20 protein-coding genes are annotated in these 20,790 nt (G+C 68.9%); 15 read left to right on the top strand and 5 right to left on the bottom strand.

The genetic code is table 11. The annotated features are described in order from the left end of the window. Positions 1 to 322: 322 nt before the first annotated feature. Positions 323 to 1,522, bottom strand: a complete 1,200-nt coding sequence (gene tyrS / locus FEI13_RS00005; protein ID WP_138178627.1) for a tyrosine--tRNA ligase — start codon at positions 1,520 to 1,522, stop codon at positions 323 to 325. 113 nt (positions 1,523 to 1,635) lie between these two features. Here tyrS and FEI13_RS00010 point away from each other — a divergent pair, with 113 nt between their 5' ends. Further along, positions 1,636 to 2,766, top strand: a complete 1,131-nt coding sequence (locus tag FEI13_RS00010; protein WP_138178628.1) for an anhydro-N-acetylmuramic acid kinase — start codon at positions 1,636 to 1,638, stop codon at positions 2,764 to 2,766. A 31-nt stretch (positions 2,767 to 2,797) separates the two neighbouring features. Here FEI13_RS00010 and FEI13_RS00015 read toward each other — a convergent pair whose 3' ends face one another. Both FEI13_RS00015 and FEI13_RS00020 read right to left on the bottom strand, forming a co-directional pair. Beyond that, positions 2,798 to 3,940, bottom strand: coding sequence for a PilT/PilU family type 4a pilus ATPase (locus FEI13_RS00015; protein WP_138178629.1), 1,143 nt, complete (start codon positions 3,938 to 3,940; stop codon positions 2,798 to 2,800). A 25-nt stretch (positions 3,941 to 3,965) separates the two neighbouring features. Then, on the bottom strand, positions 3,966 to 4,997 hold the full coding sequence (locus FEI13_RS00020) for a type IV pilus twitching motility protein PilT (RefSeq protein ID WP_138178630.1): 1,032 nt from the start codon (positions 4,995 to 4,997) through the stop codon (positions 3,966 to 3,968). Between the two features lie 63 nt (positions 4,998 to 5,060). Here FEI13_RS00020 and FEI13_RS00025 point away from each other — a divergent pair, with 63 nt between their 5' ends. From FEI13_RS00025 to FEI13_RS00055, 7 genes are read left to right on the top strand one after another with little or no spacing between them, the layout of a single operon-like run. Next, positions 5,061 to 5,765 carry a YggS family pyridoxal phosphate-dependent enzyme gene (locus tag FEI13_RS00025; protein ID WP_138178631.1) on the top strand — a complete coding sequence of 235 codons (705 nt, stop codon included), beginning with the start codon at positions 5,061 to 5,063 and terminating at the stop codon, positions 5,763 to 5,765. Positions 5,766 to 5,820: 55 nt separating this feature from the next. After that, positions 5,821 to 6,645: a pyrroline-5-carboxylate reductase gene (proC, locus tag FEI13_RS00030; protein ID WP_138178632.1), complete on the top strand. Its 825-nt coding sequence runs from the start codon at positions 5,821 to 5,823 to the stop codon at positions 6,643 to 6,645. 57 nt (positions 6,646 to 6,702) lie between these two features. Further along, on the top strand, positions 6,703 to 7,296 hold the full coding sequence (locus FEI13_RS00035; RefSeq protein WP_138178633.1) for a YggT family protein: 594 nt from the start codon (positions 6,703 to 6,705) through the stop codon (positions 7,294 to 7,296). Positions 7,297 to 7,332: 36 nt separating this feature from the next. Further along, the gene (metX, locus tag FEI13_RS00040; protein ID WP_138178634.1) at positions 7,333 to 8,490 is read left to right on the top strand and encodes a homoserine O-succinyltransferase MetX; all 1,158 of its coding nucleotides are present in this window, start codon (positions 7,333 to 7,335) and stop codon (positions 8,488 to 8,490) included. After that, the gene (gene metW / locus FEI13_RS00045) at positions 8,490 to 9,086 is read left to right on the top strand and encodes a methionine biosynthesis protein MetW (RefSeq protein ID WP_138178860.1); all 597 of its coding nucleotides are present in this window, start codon (positions 8,490 to 8,492) and stop codon (positions 9,084 to 9,086) included. Before metX ends, metW begins: the two co-directional genes overlap by 1 nt. Before the next feature lie 43 nt (positions 9,087 to 9,129). Then, positions 9,130 to 9,582, top strand: a complete 453-nt coding sequence (locus FEI13_RS00050; RefSeq protein WP_138178635.1) for a DUF4426 domain-containing protein — start codon at positions 9,130 to 9,132, stop codon at positions 9,580 to 9,582. Next, complete coding sequence (locus FEI13_RS00055) at positions 9,579 to 9,938, top strand: Rieske (2Fe-2S) protein (protein WP_138178636.1); 360 nt, start codon at positions 9,579 to 9,581, stop codon at positions 9,936 to 9,938. The genes FEI13_RS00050 and FEI13_RS00055 overlap by 4 nt, the downstream gene beginning before the upstream one ends. Here FEI13_RS00055 and sfsA read toward each other — a convergent pair. Beyond that, complete coding sequence (gene sfsA / locus FEI13_RS00060) at positions 9,897 to 10,670, bottom strand: DNA/RNA nuclease SfsA (RefSeq protein ID WP_138178637.1); 774 nt, start codon at positions 10,668 to 10,670, stop codon at positions 9,897 to 9,899. The two genes, FEI13_RS00055 and sfsA, sit on opposite strands and share 42 nt — an antisense overlap. Then, complete coding sequence (locus FEI13_RS00065; RefSeq protein ID WP_138178638.1) at positions 10,670 to 11,830, bottom strand: pyridoxal phosphate-dependent aminotransferase; 1,161 nt, start codon at positions 11,828 to 11,830, stop codon at positions 10,670 to 10,672. The genes sfsA and FEI13_RS00065 overlap by 1 nt, the downstream gene beginning before the upstream one ends. A gap of 218 nt (positions 11,831 to 12,048) precedes the next feature. Here FEI13_RS00065 and dksA point away from each other — a divergent pair, with 218 nt between their 5' ends. The 7 genes from dksA (at position 12,049) to folK (ending at position 20,747) form a co-directional block, all read left to right on the top strand. After that, a complete protein-coding gene (gene dksA, locus FEI13_RS00070; RefSeq protein ID WP_108446021.1) occupies positions 12,049 to 12,486 on the top strand; it encodes an RNA polymerase-binding protein DksA in 438 nt (145 codons plus the stop codon). A gap of 88 nt (positions 12,487 to 12,574) precedes the next feature. Continuing rightward, positions 12,575 to 13,468: a tRNA glutamyl-Q(34) synthetase GluQRS gene (gene gluQRS, locus FEI13_RS00075; protein WP_138178639.1), complete on the top strand. Its 894-nt coding sequence runs from the start codon at positions 12,575 to 12,577 to the stop codon at positions 13,466 to 13,468. Positions 13,469 to 13,480: 12 nt separating this feature from the next. Beyond that, positions 13,481 to 13,657, top strand: a complete 177-nt coding sequence (locus FEI13_RS19150) for a hypothetical protein (protein WP_166462108.1) — start codon at positions 13,481 to 13,483, stop codon at positions 13,655 to 13,657. Beyond that, on the top strand, positions 13,647 to 16,607 hold the full coding sequence (locus tag FEI13_RS00080) for an ATP-binding protein (RefSeq protein ID WP_138178640.1): 2,961 nt from the start codon (positions 13,647 to 13,649) through the stop codon (positions 16,605 to 16,607). The genes FEI13_RS19150 and FEI13_RS00080 overlap by 11 nt, the downstream gene beginning before the upstream one ends. Then, positions 16,585 to 17,973, top strand: coding sequence for a sigma-54-dependent transcriptional regulator (locus FEI13_RS00085; protein ID WP_138178641.1), 1,389 nt, complete (start codon positions 16,585 to 16,587; stop codon positions 17,971 to 17,973). Before FEI13_RS00080 ends, FEI13_RS00085 begins: the two co-directional genes overlap by 23 nt. Positions 17,974 to 18,847: 874 nt before the next feature. Beyond that, positions 18,848 to 20,245 carry a polynucleotide adenylyltransferase PcnB gene (gene pcnB / locus FEI13_RS00090; protein WP_138178642.1) on the top strand — a complete coding sequence of 466 codons (1,398 nt, stop codon included), beginning with the start codon at positions 18,848 to 18,850 and terminating at the stop codon, positions 20,243 to 20,245. A gap of 1 nt (position 20,246) precedes the next feature. Further along, complete coding sequence (gene folK, locus FEI13_RS00095; protein ID WP_138178643.1) at positions 20,247 to 20,747, top strand: 2-amino-4-hydroxy-6-hydroxymethyldihydropteridine diphosphokinase; 501 nt, start codon at positions 20,247 to 20,249, stop codon at positions 20,745 to 20,747. Positions 20,748 to 20,790 lie beyond the last annotated feature (43 nt).

Raw genomic sequence — 20,790 nt, forward strand, 5'->3', positions numbered from 1 at the left:
AGCACTTCTGCCACCAACACCGCCTGCAACGTTTGCCCGTTGCCGGCAGCGGATGCGTACTTTACGGATTTCCCCGGGGCCGTGCAAGGCCTCGGCGAAGAAAAATGTCAGGCGCGTGTCGCGAGCGTGACGCGGCGGTGACACGGCACCCCGGGGTGCCACTCTCACGCCACGCTCTCAGCACTCGCCGCGCTTATCCACCAGCGCTGCAGCGCTACCAGTTGTGGATAAGCTCTCCGCTTTCCAGAGACACGAACGCCCGCGCGAGGCGGGCGTCGTGATAAGGGCAGTCTGGACGGACTAAAGAGATAGCGTCGCGGCCTCAGCCGAGGGTCACTCGAGCATAGCGCTTCTTGCCCGCCTGGATGACATAGCTCTTGCCGGTGTCGAGCATATGATCACGCTCGACCACCACGCCATCGACCTTGACCCGGCCATTGCCGAGCATGTCCTTGGCCTGGGCGCTGTTGTTGGCCAGCCCCGAGCGATTGAGCACCGCGGCGATCGGCGCCTGGAAGCTGCCCGCGAAGTCGACCTCGACCTCGGGCAAGTCTTCCGGCAGCTCGCCCGCGGCGAGCTGATTGCCGGCGCTGCGATGGGCGTTGGCGGCCGCCTCCTCGCCGTGATAGCGACCGATCAGCTCGCGGGCGAGGACCATCTTGATGTCGCGCGGGTTGGCACCGGCCTCGACATCGCGCTTGAGCGCCTCGATCTCCTCGTTGGGCTTGAGCGAGAGCAGCTCGAAGTAGCGCCACATCAGGCTGTCGGGCATAGAGACCAGCTTATTGAACATCGCCCCCGGCGACTCGTCGACGCCGACATAGTTGCCCAGCGACTTGGACATCTTCTGCACGCCGTCGAGGCCCTCGAGCAGCGGCATGGTCATCACCACCTGGGGCGACTGGCCGAAGTGCTTTTGGACCTCGCGACCCATCAGCAGGTTGAACTTCTGATCGGTGCCGCCGAGCTCCACGTCGGCCTCCAGCGCCACGGAGTCATATCCCTGCACCAGCGGGTAGAGGAACTCGTGAAGGGAGATCGGCTGGCCTGCGCTGTAGCGCTTGTCGAAGTCGTCCCGCTCAAGCATCCGCGCCACGGTGCTCTGACCGGCGAGCTCGATCATGTCGGCCGCGCTCATGGCCGAGAACCACTCGGCGTTGAAGCGCACCTCGGTCTTGTCGGGATCGAGGATCTTGAACACCTGCTCCTTGTAGGTTTGGGCGTTGGCCTTGACCTCCTCCTCAGTGAGCGGCTTGCGCGTCACGTTCTTTCCGGTGGGATCCCCGATGCGGCCGGTGAAATCACCGATCAGGAAGATCACCTCGTGCCCCAGGTCCTGGAACTGACGCATCTTGGTCAGCAGGACGCTATGCCCGAGGTGCAGGTCCGGCGCCGTGGGATCGAAGCCCGCCTTGATGCGCAGCGTGCGCCCGGAGGCCAGCTTCTTCTCCAGCTCATCCTCGAGCAGGATCTCGTGGGTGCCGCGCTTGAGCAGCGCCAGGGCGCCGGCTACATCGGTCATTGTCTCCTCTCCACTCAGCAGGCGGCCCGCGACCCGGCGGGCACTCGGTGTTCGAATGGTCGAGGATGGTACCATGTCCGACCACCCACGGTTGAGCCCGCCCGGGAGTCCCCATGAGCCGCTTCATCGGCCTGATGTCAGGCACCAGTCTCGACGGCGTCGATGCCGCCCTCGTCGATATCACCCCAGAGCGAGCGCCGAGCCTGATCGCCACCCATGCCGAATCGATGCCCGAGCCGCTGCGCGACCTGCTGTGGCGCCTCTGTCATGCCGATCGCGTGGCCTTCGCCGAGCTGGCAGCCGCCGAGGACGCCTTCTGCCGCCTGCAAGCCACCGCCGTCGAGGCGCTGATCGCCTCGAGCGGCGTGGCGCGGGAGAGCATCGCGGCCATCGGCAGCCATGGCCAGACCATCGAGCACGCGCCCTGGGGCCATGACGGCGGCCCGGCCTATACCCTGCAGCTCGACAACCCCAGCCTGCTCGCCGAGCTCACCAGCCGTCCGGTGGTCGGCGATCTGCGCCGCCGCGACCTGGCCGCCGGCGGCCAGGCCGCGCCGCTGGCCCCGGCATTCCACGAAGCGCTGTTTCGAGCGCCTGGTGAATGGCGCCTGGTGCTCAACCTGGGCGGCTTCGCCAACCTCACGCTGCTGCCGCCGAGCGAAGACCCGCGCCCGCCGCTGGGCTTCGATACCGGACCGGCCAATGCCCTGATGGATGCCTGGCACGCCCGTCATCGCGGCGGGCGCTTCGACGCCGACGGCGCCTGGGCAGCCTCCGGACGCGTCGACGAGGCGCTGCTGGCCCGCCTGCTGGCGGCGCCCTTCTTCCACCGTCCGCCGCCCCGCAGCACCGGGCGTGAGGTGTTCCATCTGGCATGGCTGGAGGGACACCTGGAGGGAGACGAGACGCCGGAGGAGGTGCAGGCGACGCTGGCCGAGCTGACCGCCGCCAGCGTGGCGCTGGGCGTGGAGATGGCGCGGGAGCGATTCGCGGCCCCGCCGGCCGCGCGGCTGATTCCCTGCGGCGGCGGCGCCCATAACCCGGATCTGCTGGCACGCCTGGCGCGCCGGCTGCCCGAGACAACGCTCACCCCCGGCGACGACTGGGGCTGGCCCGCCGACTGGCTGGAAGCCGGTGCCTTCGCCTGGTTGGCCGCCCGGCGCCTCGCCGGCCAGCCGGGCAACCTGCCCTCGGTGACCGGCGCCGCCGGCGACCGGGTGCTCGGCGGGCTCTATGCCCCCTGAGCTCCCTGAAGAGCGAGCGCGAGCCGAGCCGCTAGAAGTCGTCCTCGCCCCTCAGCGAGAGGTGGCTGGCCGCCTCCTTGGCCCCGGCCACCCCGTCGCTGCTCTCGTCGCCGAACTTGATCATCATGCGCAGATCGTTGGCCGAGTCGGCGTGCACCAGCGCCACCTCCTCGGTGATCTTGCCGGCCTTGAAGAGCTCGAAGAGCGCCTGATCGAAGGTCTGCATGCCGAGGTCCCGCGAGCGCGACATGACCTTCTTGATCTCGCCGACCTGCCCCTTGCGCACCAGGTCACCGATCAGCGGCGATTTGAGCATGATCTCGATCGCCGGACAGCGCCCGCCGTCGACCGTGGGCAGCAGCTGCTGGGCGACGATGGCGTGCAGGTTGAGCGAGAGGTCGAGCCACACCTGGGGGTGACGCTCGATGGGGAAGAAGTTGATGATGCGATCCAGCGCCTGGTTGGCGTTGTTGGCGTGCAGGGTCGCCAGGCAGAGGTGGCCGGTCTCGGCGAAGGTCAGCGCGTGCTCCATGGTCTCCCGGGTGCGCACCTCGCCGATCAGGATCACGTCCGGCGCCTGGCGCAGGGTGTTCTTCAGGGCGACCTCGAAGGACTCGGTGTCGATGCCCACCTCGCGCTGATTGATGATCGCCTTGCGGTGCGGGTGCACGTACTCGATGGGATCCTCGACGCTGATGATGTGGCCGCCGATCGTCTCGTTGCGCTGCTGGATCATCGACGCCAGGGTAGTCGACTTGCCGGTGCCGGTACCACCGACCACGAACACCAGGCCACGCTTGTTGTTGGCCAGCTCGCCGAGGGTGGTGGGCAGCGAGAGCTCCTCCAGATGGGGAATGTCGAAGCCGATGCGCCGCACGACCATGGCCATCTGGTTGCGCTGCTGGAAGGCGCTGACGCGAAAGCGCCCCATGCCCTTGAGGCTCAGCGCGAAGTTGGCCTCATGCTCATGCTTGAAGCGCTCCTGCTGCGCCTCGGGAAGCGAGACACCGACCAGCTCGTTGACCTGCGCCACGCTGAGCCCCTGGTCGCCGAGGGGAATGAGCTGGCCGGCCATCTTCAGCGTGGGCGGCGCATTCACCGAGATCAGCAGATCCGACGCCTCCTTCTGCACCATGATGTCCAGCAGCTGGTGGAGCCACTCTTTTGCCGTCATGTCCCTGCCTCCTCGTTATCCATGCTCAGGCCAGCACGCCCTTGGCCTTGGCCTGAGCCTCCTCTCGCGCCACGGTATTGTCGGTAATCAGCTTCGCCAGCGCAGCATCCATGGTCTGCATGCCGAGGTTGCCGCCGGTCTGGATCGCCGAGTAGATCTGCGCCACCTTGTCCTCGCGAATCAGGTTGCGCACCGCCGCCGTGGCGACCAGGATCTCGTGGGCCGCCACCCGGCCGCCGCCCTGGCGCTTGAGAAGCGTCTGGGAAATCACCGCCTGCAGCGACTCGGAAAGCATCGAACGCACCATGGACTTCTCGTCGCCCGGGAAGACGTCGATGATCCGATCGATGGTCTTGGCCGCCGAGGTGGTGTGCAGGGTGCCGAACACCAGGTGGCCAGTCTCGGCCGCGGTGAGGGCGAGGCGAATGGTCTCGAGATCGCGCAGCTCGCCGACCAGGATGATGTCCGGGTCCTCGCGCAGGGCGCTGCGCAGCGCCGGGGCGAAGCCGTGAGTATCGCGGTGCACCTCGCGCTGGTTGACCAGGCAGCGCTTGCTGCGGTGGACGAACTCTACCGGGTCCTCGATGGTGAGGATGTGCTCGAAGCGGTTATCGTTGATGTAGTCGATCATCGCCGCGAGCGTGGTGCTCTTGCCCGAACCGGTGGGGCCGGTCACCAGCACCAAGCCGCGGGGCAGCATCGAGAGCTGGCGGAAGACCTGCCCCATGCCCAGGTCCTCCATGGTCAGCACCTCGGTGGGGATGGTGCGAAACACCGCCCCGGCGCCGCGGGCCTGATTGAAGACGTTGACGCGGAAGCGGGAGACCCCGGGCACCTCGAAGGAGAAGTCGGTCTCGAAGAATTCCTCGTAGTCGCGGCGCTGGCGGTCGGCCATGATGTCGTAGATCAGCTTGCGGACCTCGCGGTCTTCCATGGCCGGCACGTTGAGCCGGCGAATGTCGCCATCGACGCGGATCATCGGCGGCAGGCCCGCCGAGAGGTGGAGGTCCGAGGCGTTCTGTTTTGCCGAGAATGCCAGCAGTTCGGTAATATCCATGCGTTTCCCCTGCTTCCGGGATAAGGTTCCCTTCTGTATGACCAGTATGACAGACCCTACGACATGACGGACCTGGTACTTTCCGAGTCGCTGGCCGCCGCTCGCGCCCGGCTCACTGAGGCGCTCGACGCCGCGGGCCGGCCTGCCGACGCCGCCAGGCTGCTCGCCGTGAGCAAGACCAAGCCCGCCGCGCTGATCCGCCAGGCCTGGCACGAGGGCCAGCGCGAGTTCGGCGAGAACTACGTCCAGGAGGCACTGGACAAGCAGGCCGAACTGGCGGACCTCACGGGCATCGTCTGGCATTTCATCGGGCCGCTGCAATCCAACAAGAGCCGCGACGTGGCCGAACACTTCGCCTGGGTGCATAGCGTAGACCGCGAGAAGATCGCCCGACGCCTGAGCGATCAACGCCCCGAGGGCCTCGAGCCGCTGGACATCTGCCTGCAGGTCAACATCAGCGACGAGACGAGCAAGTCCGGCGTCTCCCTCGAGGCACTTGCGGCGCTCGCCGAGGCCGTGCTGTCGATGCCGCGCCTGCGCCTGCGCGGCCTGATGGCGATCCCCGCGCCAGCCGAGACACCGGCCGAGCAGCGCGTGCCCTTCGCTCGGCTGCGCCAGGCCCTGGAAGCGCTTCGCGAGCGTTTCCCCGAGGCGCCGCTGGATACCCTCTCCATGGGCATGAGCGCCGACCTGGAGGCCGCGGTCGCCGAGGGCGCCACCCTGGTACGCCTGGGCACCGCCATCTTCGGCGAACGTCACACGCGATAATCCCGCCCGCGCCGGCAGCCGGCCGAGGCTTTCCACCATCAGAAGGACAGTTCCCATGGCCAGCACAATCACCTTCATCGGCGCCGGCAACATGGCCGGCGCCATCATCGGCGGGATGATCGAGAGCGGTTTCTCGCCCGACGACGTCATCGCCACCTCGCCCAGCGACGATGTGCTCGCCCCGCTGCGCGAGCGGTTAGGCATCCGCACCGAGACCGACAACGCCACGGCCGTTGCCCAGTCCGACGTGGTGGTGCTGGCGGTCAAGCCGCAGATCATGCGCGAGGTGTGCGAGCAGATGCGCGAGGCTGTCCAGGCGCGCCGGCCGCTGATCGTCTCGGTGGCCGCGGGGCTGCCGGCCGAGATCCTCGAAGCGTGGCTCGGCGGCGCGCTGCCGCTGGTGCGCTGCATGCCCAACACCCCCGCCCTGGTCGGCGCCGGGGCCGCCGGCCTCTTCGCCAACGACCGGGTCGACGAGGCCCAGCGCCGGCTCGCCACCGAGCTGATGGAGGCGGTGGGCCTGGTGGAGTGGGTCGAGGACGAGGCCCTGCTGGACGCGGTCACCGCCGTCTCCGGCAGCGCCCCGGCCTACTTCTTCCTGATGTTCGAGGCCATGGAGGAGGCCGGCGTGACACTCGGCCTGCCCGCCGATACCGCCCGTCGCCTGGCCATGCAGACGGCGCTGGGGGCGGCCAAGATGGCGCTGGCAAGCGACCAGCCGCCGGCCGAGCTCAAGCGCAACGTGATGTCGCCGGGCGGCACCACCGAACGCGCCATCGCGCATCTGGAGCAGGCTGAGCTGCGCCGCATCATGGCCGAGGCGATGACCGCCTGTGCCGACCGCGCCGCCGAGATGGCCGACGAGCTCGGCCAGCGCTGAGCCCTCGGGGCGACACGCGCCCCCACGATCACGTTTCAAGGACATGGAGGATCCCCGATGGGCAGTCAACTGGGAAGCGCCGGCCTACTGCTGGTGAACACCCTGATCAATATCTACATCTTCCTGCTGATGCTGCGCTTCCTGCTGCAGGCATCCCGGGCGGACTACTACAACCCCATCAGCCAGTCGGTGGTGAGGATCACCCAGCCGGCGGTGCGCCCCTTCCAGAGTTTCCTGGGGCCGGTGATGGGCCGCTTCGACCTGGCGACCCTGGCCACGGCCTTCGTGATCAAGGCGGTCGGCATCATCCTGATCCTGCAGATCGCCGGCTTCGGCATGGCGCCGATCGGAAGCGTGGCGATCGGAGCGGTGGCCGCCGTCGCCAACGCCATCCTCAAGATCTACTTCTTCGCGCTGATCGTGATGATCATCCTCAGCTGGGTGGCGCCACAGGCCAGCCATCCCGGTGCGCTGCTGGTGATGCAGCTGGTGGAACCGATCATGGCGCCGGTGCGCCGAGTGATTCCGCCGCTGGGCATGATCGATCTGTCGCCCATCGTGGTGTTCATCGCCATCAGCCTGATCGATGGTATCGTGGTGGGCTCGCTGACCCGCGCTGCGGGTGTCGTCGGGGCCCTGGTCGGTCTCTGACGCTGGCCCATGACAACGACTGGACACCACACACCGATGCCCGAGTTTCCCCACGACTCGGTCGGCATAGTGACGCCCGAGGCGGCGCACTTCGCCGACCCCCTGGCCCTGGCCTGCGGCAGGACGCTGCCGGCCTATGACCTGGTCTACGAGACCTATGGCACGCTCAACGCCGAGCGCTCCAACGCCATCCTGATCTGCCATGCCCTCTCCGGGCACCATCACGCCGCCGGCTACCATGCCACCGACGAGCGCAAGCCGGGCTGGTGGGACGCGCACATCGGCCCCGGCAAGTCGATCGACACCGACCGCTTCTTCGTGGTCTCGGTGAACAACCTCGGCGGCTGCCACGGCAGCACCGGCCCCACCAGCGTGAATCCGGAGACGGGACGCCAGTGGGGACCGGACTTCCCGATCATGACGGTGCTCGACTGGGTGCACAGCCAGGCGCGGCTGGCCGACCGGCTGGGCATCGAGCGCTTCGCCGCGGTGATCGGCGGCAGCCTCGGCGGCATGCAGGTGCTGCAGTGGACGCTCTCCTATCCCGAGCGCATCGCCCACGCCGTGGTCATCGCGGCGACGCCGAAGCTGTCGGCCCAGAACATCGCCTTCAACGAGGTGGCGCGCCAGGCGATCCGCTCCGACCCCGACTTCCACGACGGCTGGTACGCCGATCACGACACGGTGCCGCGCCGCGGCCTCAAGCTCGCGCGCATGGTGGGCCACATCACCTACCTCTCCGAAGACGCCATGGGCACGAAGTTCGGCCGCGACCTGCGCAGCACCGACCTGAACTTCGGCTTCGACGTGGAGTTCCAGGTGGAGTCCTACCTGCGCTATCAGGGCGACACCTTCTCTAACTCCTTCGACGCCAACACCTACCTGCTGATGACCAAGGCGCTGGACTACTTCGATCCCGCCGCCGCCCATGACGGCGAGCTGGCCCGAGCCCTGGCGCCGGCGGCCTGCCCCTTCCTGGTGGTCAGCTTCACCACCGACTGGCGCTTCCCGCCGTCGCGCTCCAAGGAGCTGGTCAATGCCCTGATCCGCGCCGACAAGGCGGTCAGCTACGTCAACATCGACTCGCCCCACGGCCACGACGCCTTCCTGATGCCCGAGCCCCGCTATCAGGCGGTGTTCGCCGGCTTCATGAACCGCGTGGCCCGGGACCTGGGCCTGGAGGACCGCTCATGATGCGCGCCGACCTGAAGCTGATTCACGCCTGGATTCCCGAGGGCGCCCGGGTGCTCGATCTCGGCTGCGGCGAGGGCACGCTGCTGGCGGCGCTGGCCCGCGACAAGCGGGTCACCGGCTTCGGCCTGGAGATCGACCCGGAGGGCATCACCGCGTGCCTGACCAAGGGCGTCAACGTCATCGAGCAGAACCTCGACGAGGGGCTCGCCAACTTCGACGACAACGCCTGCGACCTGGTGGTGATGACCCAGGCACTACAGGCGCTGCGCCGCCCCGACTTGATGCTCGACGAGATGCTGCGTGTCGCCGGCGAAGCGATCATCACCTTCCCCAACTTCGCCTACTGGCGTCACCGCGCCTACCTCGGCTTCAAGGGCTACATGCCGGTCTCCCGCTCGCTGCCCCACGCCTGGTACGACACGCCCAACATCCACCTCTCGACCTTCAACGATTTTGAACGGCTGTGCCGCGACAAGGGTCTGAGCATTGTCGACCGGGCGGTGGGCATCGGCGACCATGAGGGCCACTGGACTTCACGCTGGTGGCCCAACCTGTTCGGCGAGATCGCCATCTTCCGGGTCGCCCGCCGGCCATGAGCCCGGAGGAGTCCCCAGACGCTGCCCAGAGGGAGAACCGACGATGATGCGACACAGCCTGACAGCCCTGATGCTGGGCCTGATCCTGCTGGCGGCCCTGCCCGCCCAGGCCCAGCAGTTCGAGCAGGTGGGGGACTACCAGATCCACTACAGCGCCGTGAACACCAGCTTCCTGCCGGAGGCGGTGGCCCGGGAGCACGGCATCCAGCGCAGCCAGGCCATGGCGCTGCTCAACGTCAGTGTGATGGAGCGCCTCGAGGACGGCTCGACCCGCCCTGTGATCGCCTCGGTCGACGGCCGCAGCGCCGCGCTCGACGGCAGCGACGGCAGCCCGCTGGCCTTTCGCAGCCTGCGCATCGACGACACGCCTTCCCAGGTCGCGGTGTTTCGCATCCGCGAGGACGAGCCGATGCGCTTCGACCTGCGCGTGCGCTACGACCGCAATGCCGAGCCCGCCGAGGTGAGCTTCATCCAGCGTTTCTACATCGATCGATGAGCCCCCCGACCGACGCCATCGCGGGGGCCGCGCGCCCCATTGCCCATCTCGCCGACCTCGAGACCAGCGCCTCGATCGGCGTACGCCTGTCCGACGGGCGCGACGCCCTGCTGGTGCGGGTGCACGGCCGGGTCAGCGCCTTCGAGAACCGCTGCCCCCACCAGGACGTGCCGCTCGAGGCCGAGCCGGACCGCTTCCTGGAGGCCGGCGGCGAGTTGATCCAGTGCGCCATGCACGGCGCGCTGTTCCTGCCCGAGGACGGTGAGTGCGTGTTCGGCCCCTGCCAGGGCGATCACCTGCGCCAGATCCCCGTCTCAGTCGACGACGACGGACGCATCCACCTGGCGGTTGAGTGAGACCGGAAGCGCCTTCCCCAGGCGCACCGCGACCGGCACGCCACCCTCGCGGATGATCTCGCAGCGCCGCGCCAGCACCTCCACACCGCGCGCGGCCACCTCGCGCAGGGTCGCGGCATAGGCCGGATCCAGGTGCGCGGCCGGCGCCACGTCCTCGATGCCCTCGTGGGCCACGCAGAACAGCAGCACGGCGCGATGCCCCCGGGCGGCCAATGCCGCCAGTGCCTCCAGGTGCCGGCGTCCCCGCGCGCTGACCGCGTCGGGGAAGTAGCCGTGGCCGTCGGCCTCCCTCAGCGTCACCTGCTTGACCTCGACGAAGGTCGTGGCGCGGCGGGGATCCTCGAGGCAGAAATCGAGTCGCGTGCGGTCATGGTCGATGCCCTCGACGCGCACCTCGCGGCGGATCTCCGCGTAGCCCGTCAGCTCCGCCACGCACCCCGCGCGCAGCGCCTCCTCGACGATGCGGTTGGCGCGTCCGGTGTGCACCGAGGCCGCCGCCAGGCCGCCGTCGAGCTGGGGCAGCTCGATCAGTTCCCAGGTCCAGCCCAGCTTGCGCGCCGGGTTGTCGCTGGCGGCGAGCCACACCCGGCAGCCCGGCACGTTCACCGCGCGCATCGAACCGGTGTTGGGGCAGTGGGCCACCACCTCGCGGCCGTCATCGAGGCGCACGTCGGCCAGGAAGCGCTTGTAGCGACGCAGCAGGGTACCGGGCACCAGGGTCGGATACTCCATCAGCGGCGCGCCAGGAAGCGCTCGAGGCGACTCACCGCCTCCTCCAGCCGCGCCTCGCCGGTGGTGAAGGCGATGCGCACGTGATGCTCACCCCCCGACAGGGCGAAGTCGGTGCCCGGGGTGATGGCGACGTTCTCCTCCTCGAGCAGCGCGCGGCAGAAGGCCTCGCTGTCGTCGCTGTAGCGCGAGATATCGAGCCACAGGTAGAAGGCCCCCTGGGGGGGAAGCGACGGCGCCAGCCCCAGCCGCGAGAGCCCGGCCAGCAGGGCGTCGCGACGCCGGCCGAGCTCGCGGCGCCGCGCCTCGAGGATCTCGCGGCACTCGGGCATGAAGGCGGCCAGGGCGGCGTGCTGGGCCGGAGTGGAGGCGGCCAGGAAGACGTTCTGGGCCAGCCGAGTGAGTGGCTCGACCGCCGCCTCGGGCGCCACCAGCCAGCCCAGGCGCCAGCCGGTCATGCCGAAGTACTTCGAGAAGCTGTTGACCACGAAGGCGTCCGGGGTGGTCGCGGCCACCGAGATCGGCGGCAGATCGAAGCAGAGCCCCTGGTAGATCTCGTCGACCAGCAACGCACCGCCGCGCGCCTTGACGGTGTCGACCACCGCCGCGAGCCGGTCGGCGTCGAGCATGTGGCCGGTGGGGTTGGAGGGCGTGGCCAGCATGGCGAGCCGGGTCTCGTCGCGCCAGTGGCGCGCCACCAGCTCGGCATCCAGCTGCCAGCCGCTCTTCGCGTCCACCGGCACGGCATCCACCTCGGCGCCAGCCAGGGCCATGAAGTGGCGGTTGCAGGGATAGTTGGGGTCGGCCATCAGTACCCGGTCGCCGGGACCCGCCAGCAGCTGGCTGGCCAGCAGCAGCGCTCCGGAGGCCCCGGGCGTGATCAGGATGCGCGCCGGGTCGACCTCGGCACCGAAGTGCTCGGCGTAGTGCCCGGCGATCGCCTCGCGCAGCGCCGGCAGGCCGGCCGCCGGCGTGTAGCGGGTCTGGCCGGCCGCCAGGGCCGCCTGCCCGGCCGCCACCACGGGCGCGGGGGTGGCGAAATCGGGCTCGCCGATCTCCAGGTGGATGACGTCGTGGCCGGCGGCCTCCCGGGCCTGGGCGATCTCTAGCAGACTCATCACGCGAAAGGGGGCAATACGTGCCACCCGGGCATTCCAGGACATCCGTGGCTCCTCTGGTCGCGCCGGAGAGCGAGGGGCATCTTTCCGACGGCCGGTGGTCAAATTTGACATGTTACGACTTTTGGCGTGACGCCGCAGTCCCGATGCCGCCAGAGGTTGCAACGCCGGTCTTTTTCCGATAAACAAGCATCCCTTTGGCGTGAAATACCCTGCCCGCGGCAGGTATCGATCAGCAGTCACTCAAGACACGAGGCAGACCCATGCCAGTAGCAGAAAAGAAGATGGATGCTCCCAAGAAATTCACCCCGTACGAGCCGGCGGCGGGTGAAGAGTACATGAACGAGAAGCAGCTGGAGCACTTCCGCAAGATCCTGCTGGGCTGGAAACAGGAGCTCATGGAAGAGGTCGACCGCACCGTTCGCCACCTGCAGGAAGAGGCGAACAACTACGCCGACCCCGCCGACCGCGCTACCCAGGAAGAGGGCTTCAACCTGGAGCTGCGCACCCGCGATCGCGAGCGCAAGCTGCTCAAGAAGATCAACGAGACCCTCGACAAGATCGACGAGGACGATTACGGCTTCTGCGAGGCCTGCGGCGTCGAGATCGGCATCCGCCGCCTCGAGGCGCGTCCCACCGCCACCCTGTGCGTGGACTGCAAGACCCTGGCCGAGCTCAAGGAAAAGCAGCTGGGCGGCTAACGGCGATGCCGATGCCCCGGATCTCCCCCCGCGACGGGCACCTGAGGGTGCCCGTTTGCGTGTCGGCCACCCGCGCCGGAGCCGCGCGATGAGCGACTACCGTGGGCGCTTCGCCCCAACCCCCTCGGGACCGCTGCACTTCGGCTCCCTCGTGGCGGCCCTGGCGAGCTTCCTCGATGCCCGTCGGGCGGGCGGCGAGTGGCGGCTGCGCATCGAGGACATCGACCCGCCGCGCTGCCCGGCCGGCGCCGCCGACACCATCCTGCGCCAGCTCGAGGCCTTCGGCCTTGGCTGGGACGGCCCGGTGAGCTGGCAGCACGACCGCGACGCGGCCTACGGCGCCGCGCTCGAGCGCCTCGAGGCCGCGGGCCTCGCCTACCCCTGCAGCTGCTCGCGCAAGCAGTGGCGCGAGCATGCCGTCTATCCCGGCTGGTGCCGCCACGGCGTCTGCGACCTTACCAGGCCGGTGGCCTGGCGGCTGCGCAGCGACCTAGGCCCGCGCCCGGTGGTCTGGCCGGACCGGCTATTCGGCGAGCAGCGCTTCGACCCCGCCGCGCTCGGCGACGTGGTGCTGAAACGCAAGGACGGCCTCTGGGCCTATCAGCTCGCGGTGGTGGTGGACGATGCCGACCAGGGCATCAGCGACGTGGTGCGCGGTGTCGACCTGCTCGACAACACCCCCTGGCAGCGCCAGCTGCAGCAGGCGCTGGGCTATCCCGAGCCGCGCTACCTACACCTGCCGCTGATCCTCGGCGACGACGGCCAGAAACTCTCCAAGCAAAACCTGGCGCCGGCCCTGCCCGAGGCCGATGATGCGGTGCGCCCGCTGCTGCATACGGCCCTGGCCGCGCTGGACCAGGCGCCGCCGGAGTCGATGGCCACGGCCCCGGTGGCCGAGCAGCTGCAGTGGGGTATCGCCCATTGGGACGTCGCCCGGCTGCGCGCCGCGCCCCATCGCCAGACCGACGCCACCACCCCCTGAGAGGAGCCCGACGTGTACGTCTATCGCATCATGCTCTTCCTGGTCTTCGGCGGGTATCTGCTCTCGCCACTGCTGATGAGCGGCTGGGCGAGTCCCGAGATCGCCTGGTATCGCCCCTTCGTGGTCTGGGGCGTGCTGATCGCCCTGACCCTGTGGCTGGAACAGAAGAGAAAGCTCGATGAACGCTAGTCTCGGCGCCGTCCTGGCACTGGGCAGCGGCTACCTGCTGCTGCTGTTCCTCTGCGCCCTGGCGGTGGAGCGCGGCTGGATTCCTACGCGCATCGCGCGCCACCCGGTGGTCTACACCCTGGCACTCGGCACCTACGCCAGCGCCTGGGCGATCTACGGCAGCCTGGAGCTGGCCAGCCGCGCCGGCTACGGCTACCTGGCCTACTACCTGGGGGTGGCCGGCGCCTTCCTGCTCGCCCCGGTGCTGCTGGTGCCGATCCAGCGCATGACCCGCACCTACCAGCTCGCCTCGCTGGCCGACCTCTTCGCCTTCCGCTTCCGCTCGCGCTGGGTCGGCACCCTGATCACCCTGGTCAGCCTGCTCGCCGTGTTGCCGCTGCTGGCCCTCCAGGTGCAGACCCTGGGCGACACCATCCACCTGCTGACCGGCAGCGCCTCGCCGGCCCTGCTGGCGCTTGCGTTCTGCGCGCTGATCGCGCTGTTCGCGATCCTCTTCGGTGCCCGCCATACCCGGCTCCACGCCCGCCACGACACCCTGCTGGCGGCCATCGCCCTGGAGTCGCTGGTCAAACTGGTCGCCATGCTGGCGCTGGGCGGCTTCGCGCTGTTCGTGGTCTTCAACGGCCCCGGCGACCTGCAGGCCTGGCTCGACGGCCCGGGACGCCTGGCCCAGGCACACGTGAACCACCTGGATCCGGCCCAGTGGCGGACCCTGCTGCTGCTGTTCTTCGCCGCGGCCTTCCTGATGCCGCACATGTTCCACATCACCTTCGCCGAGACGCTCTCGCGGCGTACCCTGCTGCAGGCCGCCTGGGCACTGCCCTTGTTCCTGCTGCTGATGGCGCTGCCGGTGCCGCTGATCCTGTGGGCCGCCCAGCGCCTGGGCGTCGATGCCGCGGGGCTCGGCAGCGCCTACCTGGCCTACGGGCTCTCGGAGTCGCTGTGGCTGCAGGGCGTGGTGTTCATCGCCGGCCTCGCGGCCACCAGCGGCACCATGATCATCATCTCGCTGGCGCTGTCGGGGATGATCCTCAACCACCTGGTGCTGGTCGCCCACCCTCCGGTGGACCAGCCGGACCTCTACCACTGGCTGCGCTGGCTGCGGCGCGCCCTGATCGGCGCGGTGATCTTCGCCGGCTGGCTCTTCTACCGCCTGGTGGGGGTGAACCACGACCTCACCACCCTGGGACTGGCCGCCTTCATCGGCATGGCCCAGTGCCTGCCGGGTATGCTGGCGCTGCTCTACTGGCCCGGCGCCAACCGCAAGGGCATGGTCAGCGGGCTGACGGCCGGCGTGCTGGTGTGGCTCGCCGGCAGCTGGGTGCCGCTGCTGACCGACTTCCCGGCCCAGGTGCTGCTGCCGCCGGGCCTCGAGGCCCTGGCCGGCCAGCCGGACTGGTACGTGGTGACGATCGTCTCGCTGGCGGCCAACATCCTCACCTTCATCCTGGTCTCGCTGCTCACGCCCACCTCCGACGGGGAGCGCGCCGCGGCGGAGGCCTGCTCGGTGGACGCGGTGATCCGCCCCAAGCGCCTGCCGCTGGTCGCCGGCAACGGCGAGGAGTTCAAGTACCACCTGGCCCGCGCCCTGGGCGAGGAGGTCGCCGGCCGCGAGGTCGACCGGGCGCTGACCGACCTGGGGCTGTCGCCGCTGGATGGGCGTCCCTACGCGCTGCGCCGCCTGCGCGATCGCATCCAGGCCAACCTCTCGGGGCTGATGGGCCCCTCGGTGGCCCAGGACATCGTCGATCGTCACCTGCCCTATCGCCGCGGCGGCCTGGAGCCCACCGACGACATCCACTTCGTCGAGAGCCGTCTGGAAGCCTACCGCACCCGGCTGACCGGCCTGGCCCGCGAGCTCGACGGCCTGCGCCGCTACCACCGCCGCATCCTCACCCGACTCCCGGTGGGCCTGTGCGCCTTCGGCGTCGACGACGAGCTGCTGATGTGGAACGACGCCCTCGCCGAGCTGACCGGCATCGACGGCGCCAGCGTGGTTGGCTCCCGCCGGGACAGCCTGCCGCCGCCCTGGAACGACCTGCTGGGGCGCATGTTCCTCGAGCATCACGACCACCTCTACAAGCAGCCGGTGGTCCTCGACGGCAGGCCCCGCTACCTGAGCCTGCACAAGGCCGAGCTCACCGCCGACGAGGACATCCGCGGCGGCACCGTGGTGCTGGTCGAGGATCACAGCGAGATGAAGTGGCTGGAGGACGAGCTGGTGCACGCCGCGCGGCTCGCCTCCATCGGCCAGCTGGCGGCCGGGGTGGCCCACGAGATCGGCAATCCGGTCACCGGCATCTCCTCACTGGCGCAGAACCTGCGCTACGACACCGACGACCCGGAGGTGCTGGAGACCGCGACCCAGATCCAGCAGCTCACCGACCGCATCTCGCGCATCGTCGAGTCGCTGGTCGGCTTCGCCCACGGCGGTCGCCACGTGGCGGGGCAAGCCTTCGCCTCGGTCTCGCTGGCCGAGGTGACCGACGAGGCCCTGCACTTGATCCACCTCGCCCGCTCGGGGGAGGATATCCACTACCGTAATCGCTGCCCCGAGGGCCTCGAGATCGAGGGCGATGCCCAGCGGCTGCTGCAGGTGATGGTCAACCTGCTCGGCAACGCCCGGGATGCCAGCGTCCCCGGCGGCGAGGTGGTCGTCGACGCCGGCCGCCAGGGCGCGTGGCTGCACGTCACCGTCACCGACCAGGGCCACGGTATCGCCGAGCACGTGCGCGACCACCTGTTCGAGCCCTTCACCACCACCAAGCCTCCCGGCGAGGGCACCGGGCTCGGCCTGCCGCTGGTCTACAGCATCATCGCCGAGCACGGCGGCCAGATCGACATCGACTCCCCGCCCCCCGGGCAGGCCCAGGGCACCCGCATCAACCTGTGGCTGCCCCTTAACACAGAGCATGGTGACCCCACCGATGAGCCGGATCCTGATCGTTGAAGACGAAGCCATCATCCGCAGCGCCCTGAGGCGGCTGCTGGAACGGCACGACCACCGGGTCAGCGAGGCGGGGTCGGTGGCCGAGGCCCTGTCCCTCGAGCCCCAGGGCTTCGACCTGGTGATCAGCGACCTGCGCCTGCCCGGCGAGCCCGGCACCGATCTGATCGCCCGCGCCGCCCCCGTGCCGGTGCTGATCATGACCAGCTACGCGAGCATGCGCTCGGCGGTGGAGGCCTTGAAGCAGGGCGCCGTGGACTACGTGGCGAAGCCCTTCGATCACGACGAGCTGCTCGAGACGGTGGCCCGGGTCCTGCACCAGCAGGCCACGCAGCAGGGCGAGCCGCCCGACATCACCGAGCCCGGCGGCAAGCGCCAGACCATGATCGGCAACTGTCCCGCCATGCAGGTGGTCTACACCCGCATCCGCAAGGCGGCGCCCGCCGATGTCACGGTACTGGTGCAGGGTGAGTCGGGCACCGGCAAGGAGCTGGTGGCCCGGGCCCTGCACCAGCAGAGCCGACGCGCCGGCGCGCCGCTGATCTGCGTCAACTGTGCGGCGATCCCCGAGACGCTGATCGAGTCCGAGCTGTTCGGCCACGAGAAGGGCGCCTTCACGGGCGCCAGCGCCGCTCGCACCGGACTCGTCGAGGCCGCCGACCGCGGCACCCTGTTCCTCGACGAGATCGGCGAGCTGCCCCTCGACGCCCAGGCGCGCCTGCTGCGCGTGCTACAGGAGGGCGAGATCCGCAAGATCGGCTCGGTGGAGACCCGCCACGTGGACGTGCGCCTGATCGCCGCCACCCACCGCGACCTGCAACACTTGTCGACGACCGGCGAGTTTCGCCTCGATCTTTACTACCGCCTCAACGTGATGCAGATCGACCTGCCCTCCCTGCGCGAGCGCGACGACGACATCCTGCAGATCGCCGACGTGCTGCTGGGGAAGGCCTGTCGGCGCCACGAGCGCGAGGGCCTCAGACTCTCACGGGCCGCCCGCCGCACCATTCGTGACTACCCCTGGCCCGGCAACGTGCGTGAGCTGGAGAACGCCCTGGAGCGCGGCGTCATCCTCTCCGAGGGGCACCTGATCCATCCCGACGATCTGGGGCTGGCCGCCGCGCCCCGGCCACCCGTCGAGCCGGCCAGCGACGTGTCGACCTCGCCCCCCCCCGCGGAGCCAGCTCCGGGCGAGGGGGACGATCTCTCCCTGGAGGACTATTTCCAGCACTTCGTGCTGGAGCACCAGGACCAGATGAGCGAGACCGAGCTCGCCCAGAAACTCGGTATCAGCCGCAAGTGCCTGTGGGAGCGTCGCCAGCGCCTGGGCATCCCGCGCAAGAAGAGCCCACGACGCAACACGGGATGACGCCGCTTGGCCATACGACCTCTGGCCATACGACCATAGTGCAAGCGCCCGCGGCCGACGCCGCGGGCGCTGTTTTTCGCCCCTCCGACCCGCGTTCTGCACCATTTGTTACCTTCCCACACAGCCACTGCCCCATGGCGGGGCCAGATGGGTAACACTCCGCCGCCGCGTCGGAACCTGGCCCTCGCACACCATCCATATCTACTTGTTTTATATATATTTTCTCGGCAGTGGCACACCACCTGCTACTATCAGGCCAAGAAAAACAAATCCGGACGTCACCGGGTGCCAACAACAACAACAAGGCAGCCAGGCGTGACAGGGCCCGCCCCGACAACAACAAGAGACTCGGGCCCCTACGACTTCGGCGCTTGCCGACAACAAGAACAGCAGCGGCACGGCGCGAGGCCTTCGAGACTCAACAACAACAAGCGACTCGAAGCACCGGAGCCATCAGGACGCGACGCACCCAAGTACGGCCAACAACAATGACAACGGCCAGCGAGGTGCACTCCCGGCAACAATGCCAACAATCCGGGAGGAGGCATACTTCCATGCCGTCGTGGTTGGACTATTGTTTTGAATACGAGACGGTCGCCGTCAGGAGCATCAACAATCATAACAACACCGCTTGCCTGAACACTCCTTGGTGACTGTGGTGCGTATTCAGGGCGATGCGCCATCACGAAGAAGAATCAGCTGCACGGACGCAGCATCCTGCTTTTGAGGGGAGGCCATCGGCCTCCCCTTTCTCTGTCTGGCGACCCGTGTCTGGCGTCGACGTCACCCCCTCATCGCCGCGCCGCGCTTTGCAAGGTGTCAGTGGTCGGCTACACTCAACGCTTTTCCGCGTCCCGCGAGTCGATATCGCCGCATGATCAAAGGTTTTACCCGCTTTCTGCAGAGCCCGGGCCAGCGCCTCAAGTCGCTGTTCGGCCCTCAGGATGCGCCGGCCGGCAGCACCGGTCCTCGCATCATTCCCCGCCAGGAACACCCGGTCTCGCGTCAGCACTTCAGTGACGCTGCCATCAAGGTGCTCTACCGCCTGCACAATGCCGGCTTCCAGGCCTTCCTGGTCGGGGGGTGCATCCGTGACTCGCTGCTCGGCCACATGCCCAAGGATTTCGACGTCGCCACCGATGCGACGCCGGAACAGATTCGCGAGCTATTTCGCAACTCGCGGATCATCGGCCGGCGCTTTCGCATCGTGCACGTCCGCTTCGGCCGCGAGGTGATCGAGGTCACCACCTTCCGCGGCAAGCCCAACGACGACCATGCCGATCATATCTCCCAGCAGTCGGACGATGGCCTACTGCTGCGCGACAACGTCTGGGGCAACCTCGAGGAGGACGCCCTGCGCCGCGACTTCACGGTCAACGCCCTCTACTACAATATCGCCGACTTCTCGATCCACGACTTCGCCGACGGTGTGAAGGACATCGAGGCCCGCACCCTGCGGCTGATCGGCGATCCGGCGACGCGCTACCGCGAAGACCCGGTGAGGATGCTGCGCGCGGTGCGCTTCGCCGCCAAGCTCGACTTCCACCTGGACCCGGCCACCGAGGCGCCCATCGCCGACGCCGCGCCGCTGCTGCTGCAGATTCCGCCGGCTCGGCTGTTCGACGAGATCCTCAAGCTGTTCATGGCCGGCCACGGGGTCGCCACCTTCCAGCTGCTGCGCCGCTACGGGCTGTTCGCCATGCTCTTCCCCGAGGCCGACGAGGCCATGGAAGAGCTGCCCTGGGCCGAGCGTCTGGTCGAGCACGCGCTGGAGAGCACCGATCGACGCATTCGCGAGGAGCGCCCGGTGACACCGGCCTTCCTGTTCGCCGCCCTGCTCTGGGCGCCCGTACAGCAGCGTCAGGCGATCCTCGAGGCCGATGGCATGCCGGCGATCCCCGCGCTGCAGGCGGCTTCCCAGCAGGTGGTGTCGCGTCAGCTCCAGCACATCTCCATTCCCAAGCGCTTCAGCCTGCCGATGCGCGACATCTGGGATCTTCAGCAGCGGCTGCCGCTGCGCCGCGGCAAGCGCGTCTTCCAGACGCGCGAGCATCCGCGCTTCCGGGCCGCCTACGACTTCCTGCTGCTGCGCGAGGCGGCCGGCGAGCTCGACCCAGGGCTCGGCGACTGGTGGACCGCCTTCCAGCAGGCCGACGAGCACGAGCAACGCCGCCTGCTGAGCAAGGCCGGCGCCGACCCGGCCGGTAGCGGGGCCCCGCGCAAGCGCCGCCGGCGTCGCCGCAAGCCGCGGGGCCCCGCGAGCGACGCATGACATGAGCAGCGCGGAGCATCACACCTGGATCGGCCTGGGCAGCAACCTCGAGAACCCGCGTGAGCACGTCGCACGCGCCCTCGAGGAGCTCGATTGCCTGCCGCTGACGCGTCGCGTCGCCGCCTCAAGGCTCTATGCCAGCCGCCCGGTGGGGCCCGCCGATCAGCCCGACTACGTCAACGCCGTGGCGCACCTGGTGACGCGGCTCTCGCCGCTCGCCCTGCTCGATCAGCTGCAGGCGCTCGAGCAGCGCCACGGCCGGGTGCGCGGCCGCCGCTGGGGCCCTCGCACCCTGGACCTGGACCTGCTGCTCTACGACGACCGCCGGCTCGCGCTGCCGCGCCTGACCCTTCCCCACCCGGAGATGACCCGGCGCGCCTTCGTGCTGGTGCCGCTGGCCGAGCTGGCTCCGAGCCTCGCCCTCGACGGACATTCGCTGTCCCGCCTTGCGGCCGAGCTCGAACCCCAGGACCTGGCCCCAGTGTTACCGACCGACAGATGATCACCCCTATACTGTTACCTATCGACACTCCGGCATGATTCGG

This window comes from Halomonas urmiana, from assembly GCF_005780185.1.
GTDB lineage: Bacteria > Pseudomonadota > Gammaproteobacteria > Pseudomonadales > Halomonadaceae > Halomonas > Halomonas urmiana.

Coding starts and splice junctions, on each gene's coding strand:
- tyrS (WP_138178627.1), bottom strand. CDS start 1,522: ATGACCGATGTAGCCGGCGCCCTGGCGCTGCTCAAGCGCGGCACCCAC.
- FEI13_RS00010 (WP_138178628.1), top strand. CDS start 1,636: ATGAGCCGCTTCATCGGCCTGATGTCAGGCACCAGTCTCGACGGCGTC.
- FEI13_RS00015 (WP_138178629.1), bottom strand. CDS start 3,940: ATGACGGCAAAAGAGTGGCTCCACCAGCTGCTGGACATCATGGTGCAG.
- FEI13_RS00020 (WP_138178630.1), bottom strand. CDS start 4,997: ATGGATATTACCGAACTGCTGGCATTCTCGGCAAAACAGAACGCCTCG.
- FEI13_RS00025 (WP_138178631.1), top strand. CDS start 5,061: ATGACGGACCTGGTACTTTCCGAGTCGCTGGCCGCCGCTCGCGCCCGG.
- proC (WP_138178632.1), top strand. CDS start 5,821: ATGGCCAGCACAATCACCTTCATCGGCGCCGGCAACATGGCCGGCGCC.
- FEI13_RS00035 (WP_138178633.1), top strand. CDS start 6,703: ATGGGCAGTCAACTGGGAAGCGCCGGCCTACTGCTGGTGAACACCCTG.
- metX (WP_138178634.1), top strand. CDS start 7,333: ATGCCCGAGTTTCCCCACGACTCGGTCGGCATAGTGACGCCCGAGGCG.
- metW (WP_138178860.1), top strand. CDS start 8,490: ATGCGCGCCGACCTGAAGCTGATTCACGCCTGGATTCCCGAGGGCGCC.
- FEI13_RS00050 (WP_138178635.1), top strand. CDS start 9,130: ATGATGCGACACAGCCTGACAGCCCTGATGCTGGGCCTGATCCTGCTG.
- FEI13_RS00055 (WP_138178636.1), top strand. CDS start 9,579: ATGAGCCCCCCGACCGACGCCATCGCGGGGGCCGCGCGCCCCATTGCC.
- sfsA (WP_138178637.1), bottom strand. CDS start 10,670: ATGGAGTATCCGACCCTGGTGCCCGGTACCCTGCTGCGTCGCTACAAG.
- FEI13_RS00065 (WP_138178638.1), bottom strand. CDS start 11,830: ATGTCCTGGAATGCCCGGGTGGCACGTATTGCCCCCTTTCGCGTGATG.
- dksA (WP_108446021.1), top strand. CDS start 12,049: ATGCCAGTAGCAGAAAAGAAGATGGATGCTCCCAAGAAATTCACCCCG.
- gluQRS (WP_138178639.1), top strand. CDS start 12,575: ATGAGCGACTACCGTGGGCGCTTCGCCCCAACCCCCTCGGGACCGCTG.
- FEI13_RS00080 (WP_138178640.1), top strand. CDS start 13,647: ATGAACGCTAGTCTCGGCGCCGTCCTGGCACTGGGCAGCGGCTACCTG.
- FEI13_RS00085 (WP_138178641.1), top strand. CDS start 16,585: ATGAGCCGGATCCTGATCGTTGAAGACGAAGCCATCATCCGCAGCGCC.
- pcnB (WP_138178642.1), top strand. CDS start 18,848: ATGATCAAAGGTTTTACCCGCTTTCTGCAGAGCCCGGGCCAGCGCCTC.
- folK (WP_138178643.1), top strand. CDS start 20,247: ATGAGCAGCGCGGAGCATCACACCTGGATCGGCCTGGGCAGCAACCTC.